At 64.2% G+C, this 19,917-nt stretch carries 17 protein-coding genes; 11 read left to right on the forward strand and 6 right to left on the reverse strand.

The genetic code is table 11. The features are described from left to right. Positions 1–2 precede the first annotated feature (2 nt). On the forward strand, positions 3–824 hold the full coding sequence (trpC, locus tag KUF59_RS24660) for an indole-3-glycerol phosphate synthase TrpC (protein WP_212459652.1): 822 nt from the start codon (positions 3–5) through the stop codon (positions 822–824). Between the two features lie 16 nt (positions 825–840). Continuing rightward, positions 841–1,338 carry a cyclic pyranopterin monophosphate synthase MoaC gene (moaC, locus tag KUF59_RS24665; RefSeq protein WP_212459651.1) on the forward strand — a complete coding sequence of 166 codons (498 nt, stop codon included), beginning with the start codon at positions 841–843 and terminating at the stop codon, positions 1,336–1,338. A 10-nt stretch (positions 1,339–1,348) separates the two neighbouring features. Here the strand turns inward: moaC and KUF59_RS24670 are convergent, their stop codons facing one another. Next, positions 1,349–1,513 carry a Flp family type IVb pilin gene (locus KUF59_RS24670; protein ID WP_212459650.1) on the reverse strand — a complete coding sequence of 55 codons (165 nt, stop codon included), beginning with the start codon at positions 1,511–1,513 and terminating at the stop codon, positions 1,349–1,351. Positions 1,514–1,826: 313 nt separating this feature from the next. On the opposite strand from KUF59_RS24670, the gene KUF59_RS24675 reads away from it, so the two are divergent. After that, positions 1,827–4,547, forward strand: a complete 2,721-nt coding sequence (locus tag KUF59_RS24675; RefSeq protein ID WP_212459649.1) for a bifunctional diguanylate cyclase/phosphodiesterase — start codon at positions 1,827–1,829, stop codon at positions 4,545–4,547. Positions 4,548–4,721: 174 nt separating this feature from the next. Here KUF59_RS24675 and KUF59_RS24680 read toward each other — a convergent pair whose 3' ends face one another. Then, entirely contained in the window at positions 4,722–6,077 is a 1,356-nt protein-coding gene (locus KUF59_RS24680; RefSeq protein WP_212460783.1) for a S41 family peptidase, read from the reverse strand. A gap of 292 nt (positions 6,078–6,369) precedes the next feature. On the opposite strand from KUF59_RS24680, the gene KUF59_RS24685 reads away from it, so the two are divergent. From KUF59_RS24685 to KUF59_RS24715, 7 genes are all read left to right on the forward strand, one after another. Then, complete coding sequence (locus KUF59_RS24685) at positions 6,370–7,503, forward strand: alpha-hydroxy acid oxidase (protein WP_212460784.1); 1,134 nt, start codon at positions 6,370–6,372, stop codon at positions 7,501–7,503. 29 nt (positions 7,504–7,532) lie between these two features. Beyond that, on the forward strand, positions 7,533–8,162 hold the full coding sequence (locus tag KUF59_RS24690) for an HAD-IA family hydrolase (RefSeq protein WP_212460785.1): 630 nt from the start codon (positions 7,533–7,535) through the stop codon (positions 8,160–8,162). A 149-nt stretch (positions 8,163–8,311) separates the two neighbouring features. Continuing rightward, positions 8,312–8,509: a hypothetical protein gene (locus KUF59_RS24695; protein ID WP_212461015.1), complete on the forward strand. Its 198-nt coding sequence runs from the start codon at positions 8,312–8,314 to the stop codon at positions 8,507–8,509. A gap of 242 nt (positions 8,510–8,751) precedes the next feature. Beyond that, positions 8,752–9,963 carry a molybdopterin molybdotransferase MoeA gene (locus tag KUF59_RS24700; RefSeq protein WP_212460786.1) on the forward strand — a complete coding sequence of 404 codons (1,212 nt, stop codon included), beginning with the start codon at positions 8,752–8,754 and terminating at the stop codon, positions 9,961–9,963. 175 nt (positions 9,964–10,138) lie between these two features. Next, complete coding sequence (gene lexA / locus KUF59_RS24705) at positions 10,139–10,837, forward strand: transcriptional repressor LexA (RefSeq protein WP_212460787.1); 699 nt, start codon at positions 10,139–10,141, stop codon at positions 10,835–10,837. Between the two features lie 325 nt (positions 10,838–11,162). After that, positions 11,163–11,606 carry a hypothetical protein gene (locus tag KUF59_RS24710; RefSeq protein ID WP_212460788.1) on the forward strand — a complete coding sequence of 148 codons (444 nt, stop codon included), beginning with the start codon at positions 11,163–11,165 and terminating at the stop codon, positions 11,604–11,606. 277 nt (positions 11,607–11,883) lie between these two features. Further along, a complete protein-coding gene (locus KUF59_RS24715) occupies positions 11,884–12,855 on the forward strand; it encodes a GAF domain-containing protein (protein WP_212460789.1) in 972 nt (323 codons plus the stop codon). A 9-nt stretch (positions 12,856–12,864) separates the two neighbouring features. Here the strand turns inward: KUF59_RS24715 and KUF59_RS24720 are convergent, their stop codons facing one another. Further along, complete coding sequence (locus tag KUF59_RS24720; RefSeq protein WP_212460790.1) at positions 12,865–15,153, reverse strand: ComEC/Rec2 family competence protein; 2,289 nt, start codon at positions 15,151–15,153, stop codon at positions 12,865–12,867. A gap of 416 nt (positions 15,154–15,569) precedes the next feature. On the opposite strand from KUF59_RS24720, the gene KUF59_RS24725 reads away from it, so the two are divergent. Next, positions 15,570–16,898: an MFS transporter gene (locus tag KUF59_RS24725; protein ID WP_212460791.1), complete on the forward strand. Its 1,329-nt coding sequence runs from the start codon at positions 15,570–15,572 to the stop codon at positions 16,896–16,898. A gap of 154 nt (positions 16,899–17,052) precedes the next feature. Here the strand turns inward: KUF59_RS24725 and KUF59_RS24730 are convergent, their stop codons facing one another. The 3 genes from KUF59_RS24730 to KUF59_RS24740 form a co-directional block, all read right to left on the reverse strand. Next, positions 17,053–17,415 carry an SPW repeat domain-containing protein gene (locus KUF59_RS24730; RefSeq protein ID WP_212460792.1) on the reverse strand — a complete coding sequence of 121 codons (363 nt, stop codon included), beginning with the start codon at positions 17,413–17,415 and terminating at the stop codon, positions 17,053–17,055. A 298-nt stretch (positions 17,416–17,713) separates the two neighbouring features. Continuing rightward, a complete protein-coding gene (locus tag KUF59_RS24735) occupies positions 17,714–18,100 on the reverse strand; it encodes an SgcJ/EcaC family oxidoreductase (RefSeq protein ID WP_212460793.1) in 387 nt (128 codons plus the stop codon). 15 nt (positions 18,101–18,115) lie between these two features. After that, entirely contained in the window at positions 18,116–19,795 is a 1,680-nt protein-coding gene (locus tag KUF59_RS24740) for a glutamine--tRNA ligase/YqeY domain fusion protein (RefSeq protein ID WP_212460794.1), read from the reverse strand. Positions 19,796–19,917: the final 122 nt, after the last annotated feature.

Here is a 19,917-nt window from a genome sequence, read left to right on the forward strand (position 1 = left end):
AGATGTCGGATATCCTGACCAAGATCGAGGCCTATAAGCGCGAGGAGATCGCGGCCGCCAAGCGCGCGCATCCGCTCCCCGAGTTGGATGCCCGCGCCAGGACGGCACCTGCGCCGCGCGGCTTCCTGCGCGCCATCCAGAGCAAGCTTGCAGCCGGCGACTACGCGCTGATCGCGGAGATCAAGAAGGCCTCGCCCTCCAAGGGATTGATCCGCGCCGATTTCGATCCGCCGCAGCTCGCCAGGGCCTATGAAGCCGGCGGCGCGGCCTGCCTGTCGGTGCTGACGGACACGCCGTCGTTCCAGGGACATCTGGATTTCATGGTGGCGGCGCGCGCGGCGACCGCGCTGCCCGTGCTGCGCAAGGATTTTCTGTTCGACACCTATCAGGTGGCGGAAGCGCGCGCCCACGGCGCCGACTGCATCCTGATCATCATGGCTGCGCTCGACGACGCCACCGCCAAGGACCTGGAAGACGCAGCGCTCGGTTACGGCATGGATGTGCTGATCGAGATCCACGACCGCGCCGAGCTCGATCGCGCGCTGAAACTGCGGTCGCCGATGATCGGCGTCAACAATCGCAACCTGCGTACCTTCGAGACCACGCTCGCGACCAGCGAAGCGCTGGCACCGCTGATCCCGCGCGAGCGTCTGATGGTTGGCGAGAGCGGCATCTTCACACAGGCCGACCTCGCCCGGCTCGAGCGCGTCGGCATGTCGACCTTCCTTGTCGGTGAAAGCCTGATGCGGCAGGCCGACGTCACGGCCGCGACGCGCAGCCTGCTCACGCGCGAGACCGCGCCCCGCGCCACGGGCACGCGCTGACATGGCGCGCAAGGACATGGCGCGTAAGCTTTCGAAGACGCGCCCCGCCCTCACCCATATCGGCGCCTCCGGCGAGGCGCGGATGGTGGACGTGTCGGACAAGCCCGCCACCGAACGCCTCGCGGTCGCCGAGGGACGCGTGATCATGAGCAAGGCGACGCTCGAGCTCATCGTTTCCGGCAACGCCAAGAAGGGTGACGTGCTCGGCACCGCCCGCATCGCCGGCATCATGGCGGCCAAGCGCACCTCGGAATTGATCCCGCTTTGCCATCCGCTGGCGCTATCAAAGGTAACCCTCGACATCGAACCTGACACGAAGCTGCCGGGCTGCATCGTGCGCGCGAGCGTGAAGGTCACCGGCCCCACCGGCGTCGAGATGGAGGCACTCACGGCCGTATCGGTCGCCTGCCTCACCGTCTACGACATGATCAAGGCGGTCGAGCGCGGCGTGCGCATCGAGGGCATCCATCTCGTTGAGAAGAAGGGCGGCAAATCCGGCCACTATTTGGCCTGAGGGCACGCCGTCACTTCAGCGAGGAGCTGATCGATCCGAATTTTGTGTTGAGCTTGCTGCCGAGCCCGTTGACGACGGTGATGATGGCAAGCGCAATGCCGGCCGCGATGAGGCCGTATTCGATCGCAGTCGCACCGGACTCATCGGCGAAGAAATTCTTCAAAGTGTTTTTCATGGTTCAATCCTCTCTGCGTAACGCGAGGATCATTCGCAAATGCCGTGCCAATGTGGCGTTGAGCGGTTCCAGTAAGTTAGATGGTTAAGCCCAGGTTGACGTCGCATCGACCGGCAAGAACTGACCGGCATCGCGTGAGCCTTCGGCAATTCCTGCTCGGTTCGCACAGCGCGCATCGCTTGCATTCGCGCGTTGCCATTCACCGCGCGTTAACCGCAATTCCTAACCCCACCTCCATACCGACTCCGTAAACGTGCGGATGTACCGGGTTCAAGAAAATGATCCTGGCGTGTGCGCGACAGTGATACCTGACATGACGAGATACGGCAGCCGCCTCCTCGATCGAGCGTCCCTGATCCGCAGCGGACCGATCCGCTGGCTGGTCGTGGGCGGCGTGCTGCTGATTGCGGCGATAGCCATCGGCGCGACGCTGATGGCGCAGGATTTCCGCGAGCGCGCATTGCGCAATAGCGCGCGAGAGCTGGAAAACACGGCACTGCTGCTCGCCCATCATTTCGATCAGCAGCTCCAGGATTTCGCAGTCATCCAGAAGGATTTTGTCGACTATGTGCGCGCGACGGGCGTTGCGAATGCCGATGATTTCCGCAAGCGGCTCTCGGGGCCGGACATCCACCTGATGCTGCGCTCGAAGATCGAGGCGCTGCCCTATATGGGCAGCGTCAACGTCATCGACGCCGACGGCGATCTGATCAGTTCGTCGACGGCGTGGCCGGCGCCGAAGGTGAACGTGACTGATCGCGCCTATTTCAAGACGTTCAAGTATGATCCGCACGCGCCGGACATCCTGGTCGAACCGGTGCACAGCCGCGTCTCCGGCGCCTGGACGATCCTGATCCTTCGCAAGGTCCGGGGGCCGAGCGGCGAATTTCTCGGCCTCGTCGGACGCGGCATCGAGCCCGCCAATTTCGAAAAGTTCTTCTCCTCCGTGGCGCTCGGCGAAGGCGCCACGATCACGATGCTTCACCGCGACGGGACCTTGCTGGCACGCTATCCCCATCTCGATGAGGTCATGGGACGGAACTACCGGAACGGCTCCTACATCCAGCAGCGGATCTTCGAGGTCGATCGCTTCACCGGCCGATTCATCAACCCGGTCGACGGACTGGACCGCCTGATCTCGTCGCATGCGCTGCCCCATTTTCCGATCGTGATGGTGGCAACCACGACCACGGCGGCGGCGCTTGCGGATTGGCGCGAGCAGATCGGCATCCTGATCTCGGTGGCGGTGGCCTCCGCGCTCGTCATCGCCGGGCTCCTGACCTCGGTGGTGCGCAAATTGCTCCAGCAGTTCCGCGCATCGCGCGAACGGCTGACGCTGGAGAAGCAGCGGCTCGATCGCGCCGTCAACAACATGACCCAGGGCCTCCTGCTGTTCGACGCCTCGCAACGGCTCATCGTCTGCAACCAGCGCTATCTCGACATCTACGGGCTCTCGGCCGAGGTCGTAAAGCCCGGCTGCAGCTTCCACGACATCATCGCGCACCGGAAGGCCACAGGCTCCTTCACCGGCGACGTCGACAAATACGTCGCCCGCGTGCTGCGCGACATCCACATGCGCAATGCGATGGTCATCGACACCGCGGACGGCCGGTCGATCCAGATCGCCAACGAGCCGCTGGCCGACGGCGGCTGGGTAGCGACCCATGAGGACATCACCGAGCGGCGGCGCATCGAGGAGCGGATCACCCATCTTGCGCATTACGACGCGCTGACCGACCTGCCGAACCGCGCGATGTTCCATGAACATCTACGGCACGAGCTGGCGACGATTGCCGACAGCGAGCAGCTCGCCGTGCACTACATCGATATCGACGAGTTCAAGGGCGTCAACGACGCGCTCGGCCATCTCGTCGGCGACGAGCTCTTGAAGTCGATCGCGACGAGCCTCAGCCGTTGCGCCGGCGAAGGCGACTTCGTGGCGCGGCTCGGCGGCGACGAATTCGCGATCGTGCAGCGCGCGGTCACCTCGCCCGATCGCGTCACCGATCTCGTCGGACGCGTCTTCGGCGCCATCCGCCGGCCTCTCAACTGCCTGGGCCACCAGCTCACCACCGACGCCAGCATCGGGATCGCGCTCGCGCCGGAGCACGGCGTGGCGCTCGACCAGGTTTTGAAGAATGCGGATCTGGCGATGTACGCGGCCAAGTCCGCCGGCCGCCATACTTATCGCGTGTTCGAGCCGGAGATGGATGCCAAGGTCCGGGAACGGCGGCTGCTCGAGATCGACCTCCGGCACGCCATCGCCTATGGCGGGCTCGAAGTTTTCTACCAGCCGTGCCTGAGCCTGAAGGACGACAGCATTACCGGATGCGAGGCACTGGTGCGTTGGCGCCATCCGGAGCGCGGCATGATCTCGCCGGCCGAATTCATCCCGATCGCCGAGGATACCGGGCTGATCAACGAGATCGGCGAATGGGTTTTGGCCACCGCCTGCCGGGACGCCGCCAACTGGCCGGACGACATCCGCCTTGCCGTCAACGTCTCGCCCGTGCAGTTCAAGAGCGGGACGCTGGCGCTGAAGATCATGGCCGCGCTCGCGGCCTCCAACCTGCCGGCGAGCCGGCTGGAGCTCGAGATCACCGAGGCCGTGCTGATCCGCGACGACGAGACCGCGCTTGCCATCCTGCATCAGTTGCGCGCGATCGGCGTGCGGATCGCGCTCGACGATTTCGGCACCGGCTACTCGTCGCTGAGCTATCTGCACCGCTTCCCGTTCGACAAGATCAAGATCGACCGCTGCTTCGTCAACGACATCGCAGGGCCAGACGGCTCGGCCTCGATCGTGCAGGCCGTGGTCGGCCTTGCCGCGTCCCGCCGCATGACGACGACGGCCGAAGGCGTCGAGACCGAGGAGCAGCAGCGGCTGTTGCGCGCACTCGGCTGCAACGAGATGCAGGGTTATCTGTTCAGCGCCGCGAAGTCGGCCGACCAGATCAAGGAGCTCTTTGCCCTGCACCGCGCCCGGCTCACGCAGCGCAACGCCCATGGCGGCCGCCGCCGCGAGGCGGGCTAGCAAGGTATGTCACTTGTCGGGTGGGCAAAGCGAAGGCTCAGCTCGAAGAGCGAAGGCGAGCGTGCCCACCGTCTCTCCACGATTGCTGCAGACGCGGTGGGCACGCTTCCGTCTCGCTCTTCGAGCGATCCCGAAAGCTTTGCCCACCCTACGGCAGCTCGATATCCAAGCTAGCTAGTTCGGCACCGCCGCCTTCGGCGTCGGTCGCGCGGCCGTGGCTGCGTTCGCGGTTACGCCATGCAGGAAGTCGAAGGCGGCGTGCAGCGCCTTGTCGTCCTTCTCTTCCGGCGGAACGTAGGATTGCGATCCGGTCTGCTCGGTGCCGTCGGCCGCCGAAAGATGGCCGCGCATCTGGGACTCGGCCATGGTGTCCATGCGGCCCTTCAATTCAGGCGGCACATCCTGGAGGATCTCAATGTCGGGCGCGATGCCCTGGGCCTGGATCGAGCGGCCCGACGGCGTGTAGTAGCGCGCCGTGGTCAGCGCCAGTGCGCCGCTGCCGGAGCCGAGCGGAATGATCGTCTGCACCGAGCCCTTGCCGAAGGAACGCGTGCCGATCAGGGTTGCGCGCTTGTGATCATGCAGTGCGCCAGCCACGATCTCCGAGGCCGAGGCCGAGCCACCGTTGATCAGGACGACCAGCGGCTTGCCCTTGGTGAGGTCGCCGCCATGCGCGGTGAAGCGCTGGGTTTCGTCAGGGCTACGGCCGCGCGTCGAGACGACCTCGCCGCGGGCGAGGAACGCGCTCGACACCGAGACCGCCTGGTCGAGCAATCCGCCCGGATTGTTGCGGAGGTCGACGACGTAGCCGGCGAGCTTCTCCTGCGGGATCTCCTTGGAGATGGCTGATATCGCCTTGCGCAGGCCGTCAGTGGTCTGCTCGTTGAACGACGTGACGCGGATATAGCCTGTATCGCCATTCTCGGTGTGATAGCGAACCGGGCGCACGTGGATGATCTCGCGCGTGATCGCGACGTCGATCGGCGCATCCGCGCCCTTGCGTAGAATCGTGAGCTTGGTCTTGGTATCGACCGGCCCCTTCATCTTGTTGACGGCCTGTTCGAGCGTCATGCCCTGAACGGCGTCGCCGTCGATCTTGCTGATCAAATCGCCGGAGAGCAGGCCGGCCTTGGACGCCGGCGTATCGTCGATGGGCGCCACGACCTTGACGAGGCCTTCCTCCATCGTGACCTCGATGCCGAGACCGCCGAACTCACCGGAGGTCGTCTCCTGCATCTCGCTCCAGGATTTCTCGTTCATGTAGCGCGAATGCGGATCGAGCGAGGTCACCATGCCGTTGATGGCGCCCTCGATCAACTTGGCATTGTCGGGCTTCTCGACATAGCTCGCCTTGACCCGCTCAAACACCTCGCCGAACAAATTGAGCTGCGTATAGGCGTTGTCGCCGCCGCCCGCTGCCGCCGCCGCTCTCGCCGCCGCCACCCAGTTCTCGCCTTGCGGAGAGGTCACGAGGAGAGTGAGGCACACGCCCGTCAGCGCGCCCAGGGGGAACAACAGGGATTTCCGCATGGAGTGGCAAGCCTTTTTCGTTGGCGATTGGGAGCCGCCGTGCAAATGGCGATCCAGCCTGCTTCTCACAATAGCTTTCGGGTTTCTTCAAGGCCGGGTTGAACGCAGTGGCCGTCCTTCGACAAAAACCTCTTCGTCCTGGCCTAAATCTTTGGCAACGTTGGCCGACCGGTCGCACCAGGCAAGAATTGCAGCGCGTCCCCCGCCCGCAAGCTATGCAATTTTGGGATGGTTTCCGAGCGCCGGACGCGATAGGCGATGGCATAAGTTCAAGGAAACCGGGAGGAAAACAATGAACGAGGCGCCCCGCATCCGGCCGAACCGAAATGTCGAACTCGGTGCCAGCGACGAGCCGTTCCAGAACCTGCACGAGTTCATCCGGAAGGCGCGCGCCAACCTCAACCAGAACGCCTGGGACTACATCGTCGGCGCGGCCGAGACCGAGACCACGATGCGCCGCAACCGCATGGCGCTGGACGAGATCGCCTTCCGCCCGCGGGTGCTGCGCGACGTCAGCAAGGTCGACGGCTCCGTCGAGCTGTTTGGCCGCAAGATGCGGTTGCCCGTGGTGCTGGCCCCCGTCGGCGCGCTCGAGATTTTTGATCCCCATGGCGCGGCCAGTGTCGCCCGCGGCGCCGGCGCGTTCGGTGCAGCGCATATGCTGAGCTCGGTGTCCGATCCGGGCCTCGAAAAGGTCGCGCAAGCCGCCCCCGATGCGCTGCGCTTCTACCAGCTCTATGTTCGCGGCGACGACGCCTTCGTCGAGGACGTCGTCAGCCGCTCGATCAAGAACAGCTATGCCGGCTTCTGCCTCACGGTCGATACCGCCCATTACAGCCGTCGCGAACGTGACATCGCAAAACGCTATGTTCGCGAGAGCCGGCTGCGCGCCACCGGCGGCGACTACCAGAAGGGCCTGAACTGGAAGACCGTGAAGCTGATCAAGGACAAGTACAAGATCCCGCTCATCATCAAGGGCATCGCGACCGCCGAGGACGCGCAGATCGCGCTCGATCACGGCGTCGAGTGGATCTACGTGTCCAACCATGGCGGCCGCCAGCTCGATCATGGCCGCGGCGCCATGCACGTGCTGCCGGAGATCGTCGACGCCGTGAAGGGCCGCGCCAAGATCATGGTCGACGGCGGCTTCTGCCGCGGCACCGACATCGTCAAGGCGATCGCGTCGGGTGCCGACATGGTCGGCATCGGCCGGCTGCAATGCTGGGCGCTCGCGGCCGCCGGCGAAGCCGGCGTAACGCGGATGCTGGAACTATTGGAAGATGAGGTGCTGCGCTGCCTCGGCCTGTTAGGGGCCACCTCGTTTGCCGAGATCGACAAGTCCTGCCTGCATCCGGCAACCGCGACGAATGTGCCCTCCGTATTCTCTGCGTTTCCGCTGCTCGACATCGAGCCTTATCGGTATTGAATCTGTCGCGCCTGAGCTGAAAGGACCAAATGACCTCTCCCCGTCTCTCTCCCGGCAGCGCGGACGCACTCCTGTTCGATATCGGGCGCGTTGTGATCGATATCGATTTCTCCAAGGCGATCGCCTGCTGGGCGGGACACGCGGGCTGCAAGCCGGAAGCGATCATCTCCCGGTTCGAGCGCGGCGAAGCCTATCGGCAGCATGAGGTGGGCAAGATCAGCGACGAGGCCTATTTCGACTCCCTGCGGTCCGCGCTCGGCATCGCGATTTCTCATGACCAGTTCCTGGAGGGCTGGAACGCGATCTTCGCGGGCGAGATGCCCGACATCGCGCACCTGCTGCCGCGCGCCGCAAAGCACATGCCGCTCTACGCCTTCTCCAACACCAACCGCCCGCATGTGGAGTATTTTTCGAAGGAATATGCCGGCATCCTCGGCCATTTCCGCGAGCTCTATCTCTCCTCCAGCATCGGCCTGCGCAAGCCCGATGCGGATGCCTTCGATCACGTAGTGCAGGCGATCGGCGTTCCGGCCGAGCGCATCGTGTTCTTCGACGACCTGGCCGAGAACGTCGAAGGCGCGCGTGCGCGCGGCCTGACGGCCGTACACGTGACCACACCCGCGGACGTCGGCAATGCACTGAGGGCGCTCGGGATCTGAGGCAGGCCCTTTTTGCAGGGTTCCCCGGAACTTTTTGAGTAAATTGCGGAACCAACTCCCTCTGTGCATTTTTGTACAGAGTTCCGGGAACAGAACACCGCGTGCGGACTCATCTCTCCGTTGAGGATTTCGACAACGGACGTGTTATCGTGTTGGGCAAGACCTATCTCACCAGACAAGCCTCCACCCTGCTCAAGTTTGCCAAATCGACCTCGGATTCGGAGCTTTCCGCCAAGCTGATCAGCAAGGCGGCAGATCTGAAGTCCCAGGCCGATCCGTTGCCCGATACCGATCAAAGTCTCAGAGCGCCCGACGTCGATCCGGAGGATCAAACAGGAGCGCCCTGATGCTCGCCGCGGCCTTTGTCGTGCTCGTGCTGGGAGTGGCCACCATCCTCCCAGTGTGTCTCGTGCTTAGTGTGATGGCGCGCCGGATATAGGTCGCACCACTTCATTGTTGGGACTGCACGACGGCAACGGTGATCGCTCGCCCGACCCACGCGAGCGCCTCCTCCCCCTTTTGCCTCCCCGCCCGCACTCGGCTAGAACGCGTGTCGCCTTCGTTCGATTTGCCATGCGGGAGCTTTGCCTTGGCCCTGATGCCGGTTTCTGACGCGCTTGCCGCGGTGCTTGCGGGGGCCGAGCCCGTGGCGGAGGAGACCGTCGCGCTCGACGAGGCCTGGCATCGCGTGCTCGCGCGCGACCTCGCGGCGCGGCGCACGCAGCCGCCGCAGGCGATGTCGGCGATGGACGGCTATGCGGTGCGCGCGGCTGACGCCGACCGGATCGACACCCAGCTCGAAATCATCGGCGAAGTCGCGGCCGGCCGGCCGTTTGCCGGGCAAGTCGGCGCAGGCCAGGCGGTGCGCATCTTCACCGGCGGCGTGGTGCCCGATGGCGCCGACGCCGTCGTGATCCAGGAGGACACGGTTGCCGCAGCCGGCCGCATCACCCTCAAGGAGGCCGCCCGCCCCGGCCGGCACATCCGTCCCGCCGGCGTCGATTTTCGCGAAGGCGACGTGCTGATCAGGCAGGGCAGCCTGCTGACGGAACGCCATCTGTCGCTCGCGGCCGGCATGAACTATCCCCGCCTGCCCGTCCGCCGCCGCCCCAAGGTCGCGATCCTCGCAACCGGCGACGAGCTGGTGATGCCCGGCTCGACGCCCGACGCCGGACAGATCGTCTATTCCAACGGCTATGCCCTGCATGCGCTGGCGCGCGCCGAAGGTGCCGACACGATCGACCTCGGCATCGCCGCCGACACCATCGAGGCCACCACGGCCGGCATCCGCCAGGCCCGCGAGAGCGGCGCCGACATCCTGATCACGACCGGCGGTGCCTCGGTCGGCGACCACGATCTGGTGAAGCCCGCGCTCGATGCCGAAGGTATCTCGATGACGTTCTGGAAGATCGCGATGCGGCCGGGCAAGCCGATGATGCACGGGTATCTCGGCGCCATGCGCGTGATCGGCCTGCCCGGCAATCCCGTGTCGTCCTATGTCTGCGGCTTCCTGTTCATGGTGCCGCTGATTCGAGCCCTCGCGGGCCGCGCGGTGATTCACCACCGCCGTGAACATGCCGTGCTCGGCTCCGAGATCGGCGCCAACGATGTGCGTGAGGATTATCTGCGCACGCGCCTCGAGGAGCGCGAGGACGGCACGCTGGTCGCCCATCCCGTCAACCACCAGGATTCGTCTCTGCTTGCGAATCTCGCTGCGGCGCAGGCACTTCTCGTGCGCGCGCCGTTTGCGCCGAAGGCCGAACCGGGATCACCCTGCGAGGTGTTGCGGCTGCCGATTTGAACGCGTTGTTGACCCTTTGCGCGCGAAGTTCTCGACCTTCACGGTAAATTAAGTAGTTGCGGAACACATATCGAACATATAGTGTCCGTTCATGATTTGTTTCGAGCATGTAGCGGCTCGCCGCTGAGTTTGGCGTCTCGGAATCGAACGACATCAACCGGGGGATTTGGTCGAGATGTTAACGCGCAAACAATACGAGCTTCTGCGATTCATCAGCGAGCGTCTGAAGGAAAGCGGCGTACCGCCCTCCTTCGACGAGATGAAGGACGCGCTCGATCTGCGCTCGAAATCGGGGATCCATCGCCTGATCACGGCGCTGGAGGAGCGCGGCTTCATCCGCCGCCTGCCCAACCGCGCCCGCGCGATCGAAGTGATCAAGCTGCCGGAGTTGCAGGCCGCCGGCGCCAACCGCCGCGGCTTCACGCCGAGCGTCATCGAGGGCAATCTCGGCAAGGTCCGCGGCTCAAGCGCGCCCGCTGACGAGGGCGAGCGTCCCGTGGCCGTCCCCGTGATGGGCCGGATCGCGGCCGGTACGCCCATCGAGGCGTTGCAGACCCGCAGCCACACCATCAGCGTGCCGCCCGACATGCTCGGCTCGGGCGAGCACTACGCGCTCGAAGTGCGTGGTGATTCCATGGTCGATGCCGGCATCCTCGATGGCGATATGGCGCTGATCCAGCGCAACGAGACCGCCGACACCGGCGACATCGTGGTGGCGCTGATCGACGACGAGGAAGCGACGTTGAAGCGCTTCCGCCGCCGCGGCGCCTCGATCGCGCTGGAGCCGGCCAATACCGCCTATGAGGTGCGCATCCTGCCGCCGAACCGGGTGAAGATTCAGGGCAAGCTGATCGGGCTGTACCGGAAGTATTGAGCAGCGGCGCCTTAAAAGACGGCGCTCGCACACATGAGGCGCTTGCACAAATGAAAATGAGCGGACCGCCGGTCCGCCCATTGATGATTTTATGCCCTGCATCGCGCACATCGCGTCAGATATCGATTGCCGGGACGGCCACAAAACCGTTTCGGCGCGGCTTCGTTCCACAACAGTCAGAAAAGAATTTGTGATCGGGCGTTGCGACTGCGGGCCGCAGATTCGCCCTCAAACTGGAATATGCTGGAGTTTCCACTCTGATAGAGGCCAGCGCCTTTAAGGGGGGTGTGGCGCGGACTTGCTATCTCGAATGAGGAGCACTCCGATGTGTGACTACAGCCTGCACGCCGTTGCGACCCGTCCTGCACAAGTCGGCGAGACGATCGTCACGACAACCTTCCGCGGTACCTCGACGCGTGGATTTGCGTCAGAGCGTGATCTCTCGGTTGCCGTCTGCCTCTTGCCAGGAACCGAGCTCGCCTTCGCCGACAACGTCCGCTACGACAATCGCTGGATTTGGACGCGCACCATCAACTCGCGCGTCGGCAAGTTCGGCAAGGTCGATCCGCACATTCCCGATCGCCACCATGATGCGATCGAATTCCCCGACGGCAAATACGTGCTGGTGACACAGCTGGTCGAAGGCCAGCGCGCAACCGTGCTGCAATTGCCGGTGACGCAGCCCATCGGCGAGGAGAAGCAACAACAGGCGACAACCGAGCAGCAAGTCGAACGTCCGGCGACGATGCCGCGATTGCCGATCGGCTGACGCATCAAATCCTCGGCCTGCAGGTCGGCCTCCGACGTCGTCACATCCGTGGTGCGTGGAGCAGCCGGCCGCGGTGCGAGGCTCACATCGAAATGGTCATCGCCGGTATTTTGCCGGCGACTATGGTAATTTTGCTTCTCTCCGAGCACCTTGGCGTGGCCTCTCGACCGCACGAAGTTTGAGCTGCGCTGCCTGAATTTTGAACGTCCGTTCTGCCGCTAAATGGCCGATGCTGATTGCAGGCTTGGGCATCAGGCTTGGGCAGCGGACACGTTTGATGAAGACGTTCATTCGCGTCGTTGAACTTTGGGTACCGGACCGCACGCGCACGCGGCTGGAATTTGGCGGCGGCCTCTACAGCGAAGGTCTTGATAGCGAAGGCCATGATGGCGAAGGTCTTGCCGCATTCAAGGCCGCCAGCGAAGACCTGCTGTTCGCCCATGACGAGGGGCTTCCCGGCAAGGCCTGGGCCAGCGGCCATCCGGTGATCCTCACCAAATTCGCCAACTCCTACTTCAAGCGGACGGATCAGGCCATCGAGGCCGGGCTCACCTGCGGCGTCGCCGTGCCCTTGTTTGCCGGAGAATTTTTGCAAGCCGTCATGGTGCTGTTCTGCGGCGACGACGATACGCATGTCGGCGCAATCGAGCTTTGGCACAACGATCCCGAAATCTCGCACGAGATGGGCCTCGTCGACGGTTATTACGGCACCGCCGACATGTTCGAGTTCAACTCCCGCCACACCAAGTTTCCGCGCGGCTTCGGTCTGCCCGGACGAACCTGGAAGGCGGGCATGCCCTTGCTCATCAAGGACCTGCACGACACCAAAAGCTTCCTGCGCTGGGAAGACGCCTCCAAGGTCGGGATCAATCTCGGCGTCGGCATTCCCTATCCGACCGCCACGGACCAGACTTTTGTGCTGACATTCCTGTCCGCGCAGGCAACGCCGATCGCGCGGCGTTTCGAGATCTGGGTGCCGGACGAAACGCGGTCGCGGCTGGTCTTTCACGGCGGTGATTGCAGCGAAAAGACCGACCTCGCCGCACGCTATGCCGGCAAGTCAATCGGCAAGGGCGAAGGCAGCATCGGCGGCGCCTGGGCGACCGGGCTGCCCGTGCTCAACGACGATCTCTCGCAGGATGGCTCGATTGCGGCTTCGCTCGCACGCACGTCCGGCATGAACCAGATCGTGGTCCTGCCTGTGATCGACAGCGCACGTCTCAAGGCAATGCTGGCCTGGTATCTTTGAACGTCCAGCTCAATCCTCGGCCTGGAAGTCAGCCTCTGACGGCGTCGCGTCCCGGCTGCGCGGCGCGGCCGGTCGCGGCGTGAGGTTGGTCTCGAAATCACCATCGCCCGCGGTAGCCGGCGACCATGGGCGGTTTGCACCCCGCGGCCTGACGGCACGCACGGCAAAACCGTCGCCGCTGCGCGACAGCGTCAGCGCACCCTGGCTTTGCAGGCGCGCGCGATCGATCGCCATCGCCGGGCAGTCCGGCGCGGCAGGCCTCGACGTCACGACCAGCGCCGCACGGCTGCAATCCTCGGCCAGCGCATCCGGCCGCAGCGACAGCGCGACGAACCGGCCGTCGGCGAGCGGCGTCACGCAGCCGGCCTCGTCGCAGGAGACGCCATCGCCCAGCGAGGCATCGCCGGCGCTGCGCGGATCGCCATCGGCCGCCAGCCATTCCTTCACAAGAAACGCGTTCTTGCCGGCCTGGATCAGATGCAACTGCCCGTCCCTGCCCCTCACCGCGACGCTGTGGCCGTCACCGGCAATCAAGATATCGGGCTGCCGCGCCATCAGCGCCCAGGCAATCGCAACCGCCAGCACAGCGACCCCCGACCAGCGCAAGGGCGTGCGCAACAGCCCCATCAGGATGATGGCGATGCTGGCAGCAACCAGCGGCCCGGTCCCGAACGCCGCGATGCGGCCGATGGCGCCGGGAAGCGCCGCCACCCAGCGCGAGACCAAAACCATCCAGTCGATGCCGACGCCCATCGCCCACCAGCACACGCCGTCGAGCCCGAAGGGTGCGGCGAGGAGCCCGAGCAGTCCGGCCGGCATCACCAGCGCCGACACCACGGGCATCGCCGCGAGATTGGCGAGCACGCCGAACGGCGTCACGCGGTGGAAATGGAAGGCGGCGTACGGCGTGGTCGCGAGCCCCGCGATCAGCGAGGCCAGCAACAGCATCACGATCTCGCGGCCGCCCCACAGCGCGATACGTGCGGTGGCCGAATGATCAGGCGAGGCGAACAGGTTCGGCATGCCGAGCTGCACTAGCGCGACGAGGCCAAGCGTCGCCGCAAACGACATCTGAAAGCTCGGATGTACCAGCGCTTCCGGCGCGATGCCCAGCACGATCAGCGCGGCGACCGCCAGCGTGCGGAAGGTGATGGCGCGGCGGTCGACCATCACGGCAATGAGCACGACCGCCGTCATTAAGAACGAGCGTTGCGTTGCGACCTCGGCCCCCGAGAGCAGCAGATAGAAGGCAGCCGCGACCAGCGCTGCCGCCGCCGACCATTTCTTGATCGGGTGCCTCACCGCAAATCCCGGGATCAGCGCCAGCAGCGCCCGCACGGCGAAGAACACGACGCCGGCAACGACCGCCATGTGGTAGCCGGAGATCGACAGCACGTGCCCGAGGCCGGAGATGAACATGGCGTCGTTGACGGGCGTGGAAATCGCATCGCGCCGCCCGGTCAGAAGCGCGGTGGCGATGGCGCGGTTGTCGCCTTCGAGCACGTCGCGGATGCGCGCATCGATGGTGTCGCGCAGGCCCTGCATGAAGGCGGCATAGCGCAGCCGCAGCCCGCCGGTATCGGGCGACGCCGCCGTCGCGACCGTTCCCATCACGAAGCCGGAGGCGCCAATGCCCTGAAAGAACATGTCGCGGCTGAAATCATAGCTGCCGGGCCGCGATGGCGCCGGCGGGGGCATCAGCCGCGCCTTCAATTGCACGAAGCTGCCGACCTCGGGCGCCGTGCCCTTGCGCACCGACAGCCTGACGCGCTCGAGCCTGACATCGCCGCGCGGCGCCTGCATCTCGACGACGCGCAGCACGAAGCGATCGGTGCGTTCGCGAATGTCGCGGGTCTCGACGAAGCCCGAGAGCGACACTGAGTAGAGCGGCTTTGCCAGGACAACATGCGCGATACGCGCGGTCTTCCAGGTCGCAACCGCAAAGCCCGCCGCGACCGCGGCGATCATCACGACCGGGGCAAACAGCCTGTGGCGGCGCAGGAGCGCAGCAACCACGCCGAGCGCGATCGCCGTGACGGCTGCCACCCACAACACCGGCTCGTGGTCGGCAGCGAAATAAAGCGCAATGCCGCTGCCGAAGGCGACGGGCACCCAGGGCAACAGCCGCCCGGCGCCGGCTTCGGCCTTGGCCCATCCGCGCACCGTCTCGACGAGGGACGACCACACGTCAAAGCCGGCGGGTGCGAATCCCCCAGCCTGCGCCCCCCGGCCCGTTGGCCAAGTCCCCGCAATCCCCTTGCCCTGCGGCGCGCGCTGTGGCCGGGACGGCTCCGCCATGTCGGTTGACACCTTACGATACGCTGACGCGTCACAAGGCTACCGGAAGGTGCTGGGAGCGGGATAGCGGAACAGATGGAGAATGCGGGGGAAAGACGATCCTGCCTTGTCGCGAAGCGATCGCTCGGCCGGCTGCTGGCCCTAACGAGGTCGATTGAGCCGAAAGTCTCATAAGGTGCCACCCCCTGGTGGGACTACACTACCTCCCCCGCCTCCCCGACAGACGGGAGGTAGTGGTAGCTCGCGGGTCTAAAGCCGCTGGAGCTCTCCTCAGGTAGTCCAGAAATCTCCTGAGGTCAGGCGTTGCCGACGCAACGTTTCAATAGCGCCCGTAACGCCGCGCATTGCGCGTACTCCGCGACAAGATCGACCGCTGAAACAATGCGAGGAGACGTCTTGAATCATAGGAGTTGCACATGCCCATGGAAGTCCCGCGCGACTTTCGCCGCGTCATCATCGCTGCATCGGTTGGAAACGTCATCGAATGGTATGATTTCTATATCTTTGGCAGCCTGGCCGCAGTTCTATCGGTCAAGTTCTTTGAGCAGTCCCACCCCGTCGCCGCCCTGCTCAGCACGATCGCACTGTTCACGGCCGGATTTCTGATCCGACCGCTGGGGGCATTCCTGTTCGGATGGATGGGGGATCGGGTCGGCCGCAAATACACGTTTCTCGTCACGCTCAGCGGAATGGGACTGGGCACGGGAGCGATCGGATTGATCCCGACCTACGAGTCGATCGGGCTGACGGCTGCGTTCCTGCTCTTCGGCTTGCGCATGATCCAGGGTTTGTGCCTCGGCGGCGAATATGGTGGCGCCATCACCTACGTTGCCGAACATGTGCCGGACGATCGACGCGGCTATTATACCGGCTGGCTACAGACCTCGCCTACACTCGGGATCGTGGTGTCGCTGGCCGTCATCATCCTCACGCGGACATACGCCGGCAATGAGGCCTTCGACGCATGGGCGTGGCGCGTTCCGTTCCTGCTGTCCTTCCTGCTGGTGGCCGTCGCGATCTACATTCGGCTTCAGCTCCAGGAGACGCCGATCTTCCAGGAGATCAGAGCCCGTGGCCAGATGACGGCGAATCCGTGGAAGGAGGCCTTCCTCAGCTCGAACGTCAAATATATCGGCATCGCCATTGTGGTCCTGATTGGACAGGGCGTGGTCTGGTACAGCGGTCAGTTCTGGGCGCTGTACTTCCTGCAGCAGGTCTCCAAGGTCGATCCGCTGACCTCGGCCTACATCGTGGGCGCAGCACTTCTCATTGCAACGCCGAGCCTGATCTTCTTCGGCTGGCTGTCTGATCAGATCGGCCGCAAGCCGGTGATCCTCGGCGGCATGCTGCTCGCCGCGATCACGTACTATCCGTTGTATCTGTGGCTGGGAACGGTCACGCAGCCCGGAAACATCAACTATCCGACGGCGATCTTCATCATCTTCATCCTCGTTTGCTACGTCGGGATGGTGTACGGGCCGGTCGGCGCTTTCCTGGCGGAATTCTTTCCCGGCAGGATCAGGTACACCTCGGTCTCCGTGCCGTATCACATCGGCAATGGCTGGGGTGGCGGGTTGGTACCGTTCATCACCTCGGCGGCTTTCGCTGCGACCGGCAGCATCGGCTACGCGCTGATTTATCCGATCGTGGTCCCCGCGGTGTGCTTCGTGCTTGCCGTCTTCCTGATGCCGGAGACGCGCAAAATCAGCATCTGGCAGCAGATCGAGCCCAGAGCCGCATCGTGAGGCAATAGTCCTTGCGCAAGCGCGCAAGGCCAGGCAGGAGCGAAAGGCAAGGGCGCGATGACGATCCTCGAAGCGTCATCGCGCCCAACCAACTCCCACCGCTCCGACCGCCAGTAGCTGGCGGTCGGCGAACGACAGGCTTAGCTCGCTCATCTCAACCCGCTCGATGATGCCAGTGATCGTGCCACCAGGTGGTGAAGTCGCGATCTGTCATCAACTCCCAGACGCCGAGCAAGATCACCAATATGCCCGACAGCATGCTGCTGACCGTGGCCGATACCGACTCATAGCCGATCGTCCAGGGCGCCAACAGCAAAGCCAGGCCCAGCAGCATTTCGCCCCATTCCTCCAGATAGGATGGAATGACGAATGCTTCGACGGCAAACAGCATAACGCCGAGCCCGAGCGCGATCGTGATCCAGACCGCCGCTCCGGATAGACCGAGGATGAAGGACGACAGGACCAGCCACACGCCCACCAGAAGGCTTGCCACATCTTGCCAATGTTGAATGCGCATGATGCTCACCTCCCCTCTCGGAATCTACATGGGGATGCGCCGACCAAAATCATCCACCGGCGCTGCGCTGTATCGTCACTGCTGCGCCGCATCATGATGCAGACGCCCTCAACGCCGCGCTGCTGCTTGCACCAGGGATTGTGACGTTTGTAGCTCGGCTGCGAAGACGAGCGCGATCAGCAGCGGTTGAATCGGGCCTAGAGCATGATCCGGAAAAGTGCGTAGCGGTTTTCCGAAGAGATCATGCTCAAACAAGGAGCTAAAGCGCGATGGAGATTCAACCTAAAACCATTGCGCTTTAGATCAGCGGCGCCTTTGACGAAGCGTGGTGATTGACGATCTTCCAGTCGCCCTCCTCGCGGATGATCACCCAGCTCATCTTGACCTCGAGCGGCTCCCGTTCGCCGGCGAGGTCGAACGAGATGATGGCGGCCATATTGATGAGATCAGGGCTGGCCTGCGCCGCCCTCACCTCGGAAAACACCGCACTCGGCGACCGCCAGCGCGGCAGGCCGTTGAAATAGGCCGCAACGCCGTCGCGCCCGCGATAGAGCGACGGGTTGGAGCCGAAGAAGAACGCATTTTTCGAATACAGCGCGGCGAGCGCCGCTGCATCCAAGCTGGCGAAGCCGGCGCACCATTTCGCGATGATGGCGGAAACGATCGCGTCGGCCTGCTCAGGCATCCCTCACCCCCTAAATCACCCTTTGGCGACTTCCTTGGCAAACGTGTCACGCAGGCCGATGGTCCTGGAGAACACCGGCTTGCCGGGCGTCGAGTCCTTGTCGCGGACGAAATAGCCCTGCCGCTCGAACTGCATCGGCTCGGTCGCATTGCTTTCGGCAACCGACGGCTCGATCCGCGCGTCGGAGAGAATCTCCAGCGACTGCGGGTTGAGATCGGCGGCGAAGTTGGACGCATCCGGGTTCGGGTTCGCAAAGAGCTGATTGTAGATGCGGATCTCGGCCGGCACCGACGTAGCTGCCGGCAGCCAATGCATGGTCGCCTTGACCTTGCGGCCGTCGGGCGCGTTGCCGCCCTTCGTCGCGGGATCGTAGGTACAGCGCAGCTCGACCACCTCGCCGTTACTGTTCTTGATGACGCCGGTGCACTTGACGAAATAGGCGTAGCGCAGCCGTACCTCGTTGCCCGGCGACAGGCGGAAGAACTTCTTCGGCGGGTTCTCCATGAAGTCGTCGCGCTCGATATAAAGCTCGCGGCCGAACGCGATCTTGCGCGTGCCGGCGGAGGGATCATCGGGGTGATTGATCGCCTCGAGTTCCTCGACCTGCCCTTCCGGATAGTTCTCGATCACGACCTTGAGCGGCCGCAGCACCGCCATGCGCCGCTGCGACGTCCGGTTCAATTCCTCGCGGATGCAGAATTCGAGCATGCCGACGTCGACCACGCTGTTGGCCTTGGCCACGCCGATGCGCTTGACGAATTCGCGCAACGCCGCCGGCGGCACGCCGCGGCGGCGCAGGCCCGCCATGGTCGGCATCCGCGGATCGTCCCAGCCCGCGACATGGCCGTCGCGCACGAGCTGGGTCAGCACGCGCTTCGACAGCACCGTGTAAGTCAGGTTCAGCCGCGCGAATTCGTACTGGTGCGGTTCCGACGGCACCGGCAGCTTTTCGATGAACCAGTCGTAGAGCGGACGGTGATCCTCGAACTCCAGCGTGCAGATCGAATGCGTGATGCCTTCGATCGCATCCGACTGGCCGTGCGCATAGTCGTAGCTCGGATAGATGCACCATTTGTCGCCGGTGCGCGGATGATGCGCATGCAGGATGCGGTACAGCACGGGGTCGCGCAAATTGATGTTACCCGCGGCCATGTCGATCTTGGCGCGCAGCACGCGCGCGCCGTTGGGGAATTCGCCGGCCTTCATGCGGCGGAACAGGTCGAGATTCTCCTCCACCGACCGTTCCCGGAACGGCGAATGCTTGCCGGGCTCGGTCAGGGTGCCGCGGGCGAGCCTGATCTCCTCCTGGGTCTGGTCGTCGACATAGGCGAGCCCGTCGCGGATCAGCTTTTCGGCCCAGTCGTACAGGCGCTCGAAATAGTCGGAGGCAAAGAACAGGTTCTTGCCCCAGTCGAAGCCGAGCCAGCGCACGTCGGCCTGGATGGAATCGATATATTCCTGCTCCTCCTTGACCGGATTGGTGTCGTCGAAGCGCAGATGGCAGCGGCCCGGAAACTCCTGGGCGATGCCGAAATTCAGGGCAATCGACTTGGCATGGCCGATATGCAGGTAACCGTTCGGCTCCGGCGGGAACCGGGTCACGATCTCCTTGTATTTGCCTGCGTCGAGATCGGCCTGGATGATGTCGCGAATGAAATCGCGCCCCACCTCTGCCGCCACCGGTTCTGTGCTCATCCGAAAATCCTGTAGGGAAATCAGCGGTCCTTCTGCCAAATTCGGACGGCCCAGCCAAGGGGCTGATGAGGGGCTGACAAGGGCTGAGGACATCAGCCGCAAGGCTTTAGTTATGCTCCGTT

The sequence above is a fragment of the Bradyrhizobium arachidis genome, assembly GCF_024758505.1.
GTDB lineage: Bacteria > Pseudomonadota > Alphaproteobacteria > Rhizobiales > Xanthobacteraceae > Bradyrhizobium > Bradyrhizobium manausense_C.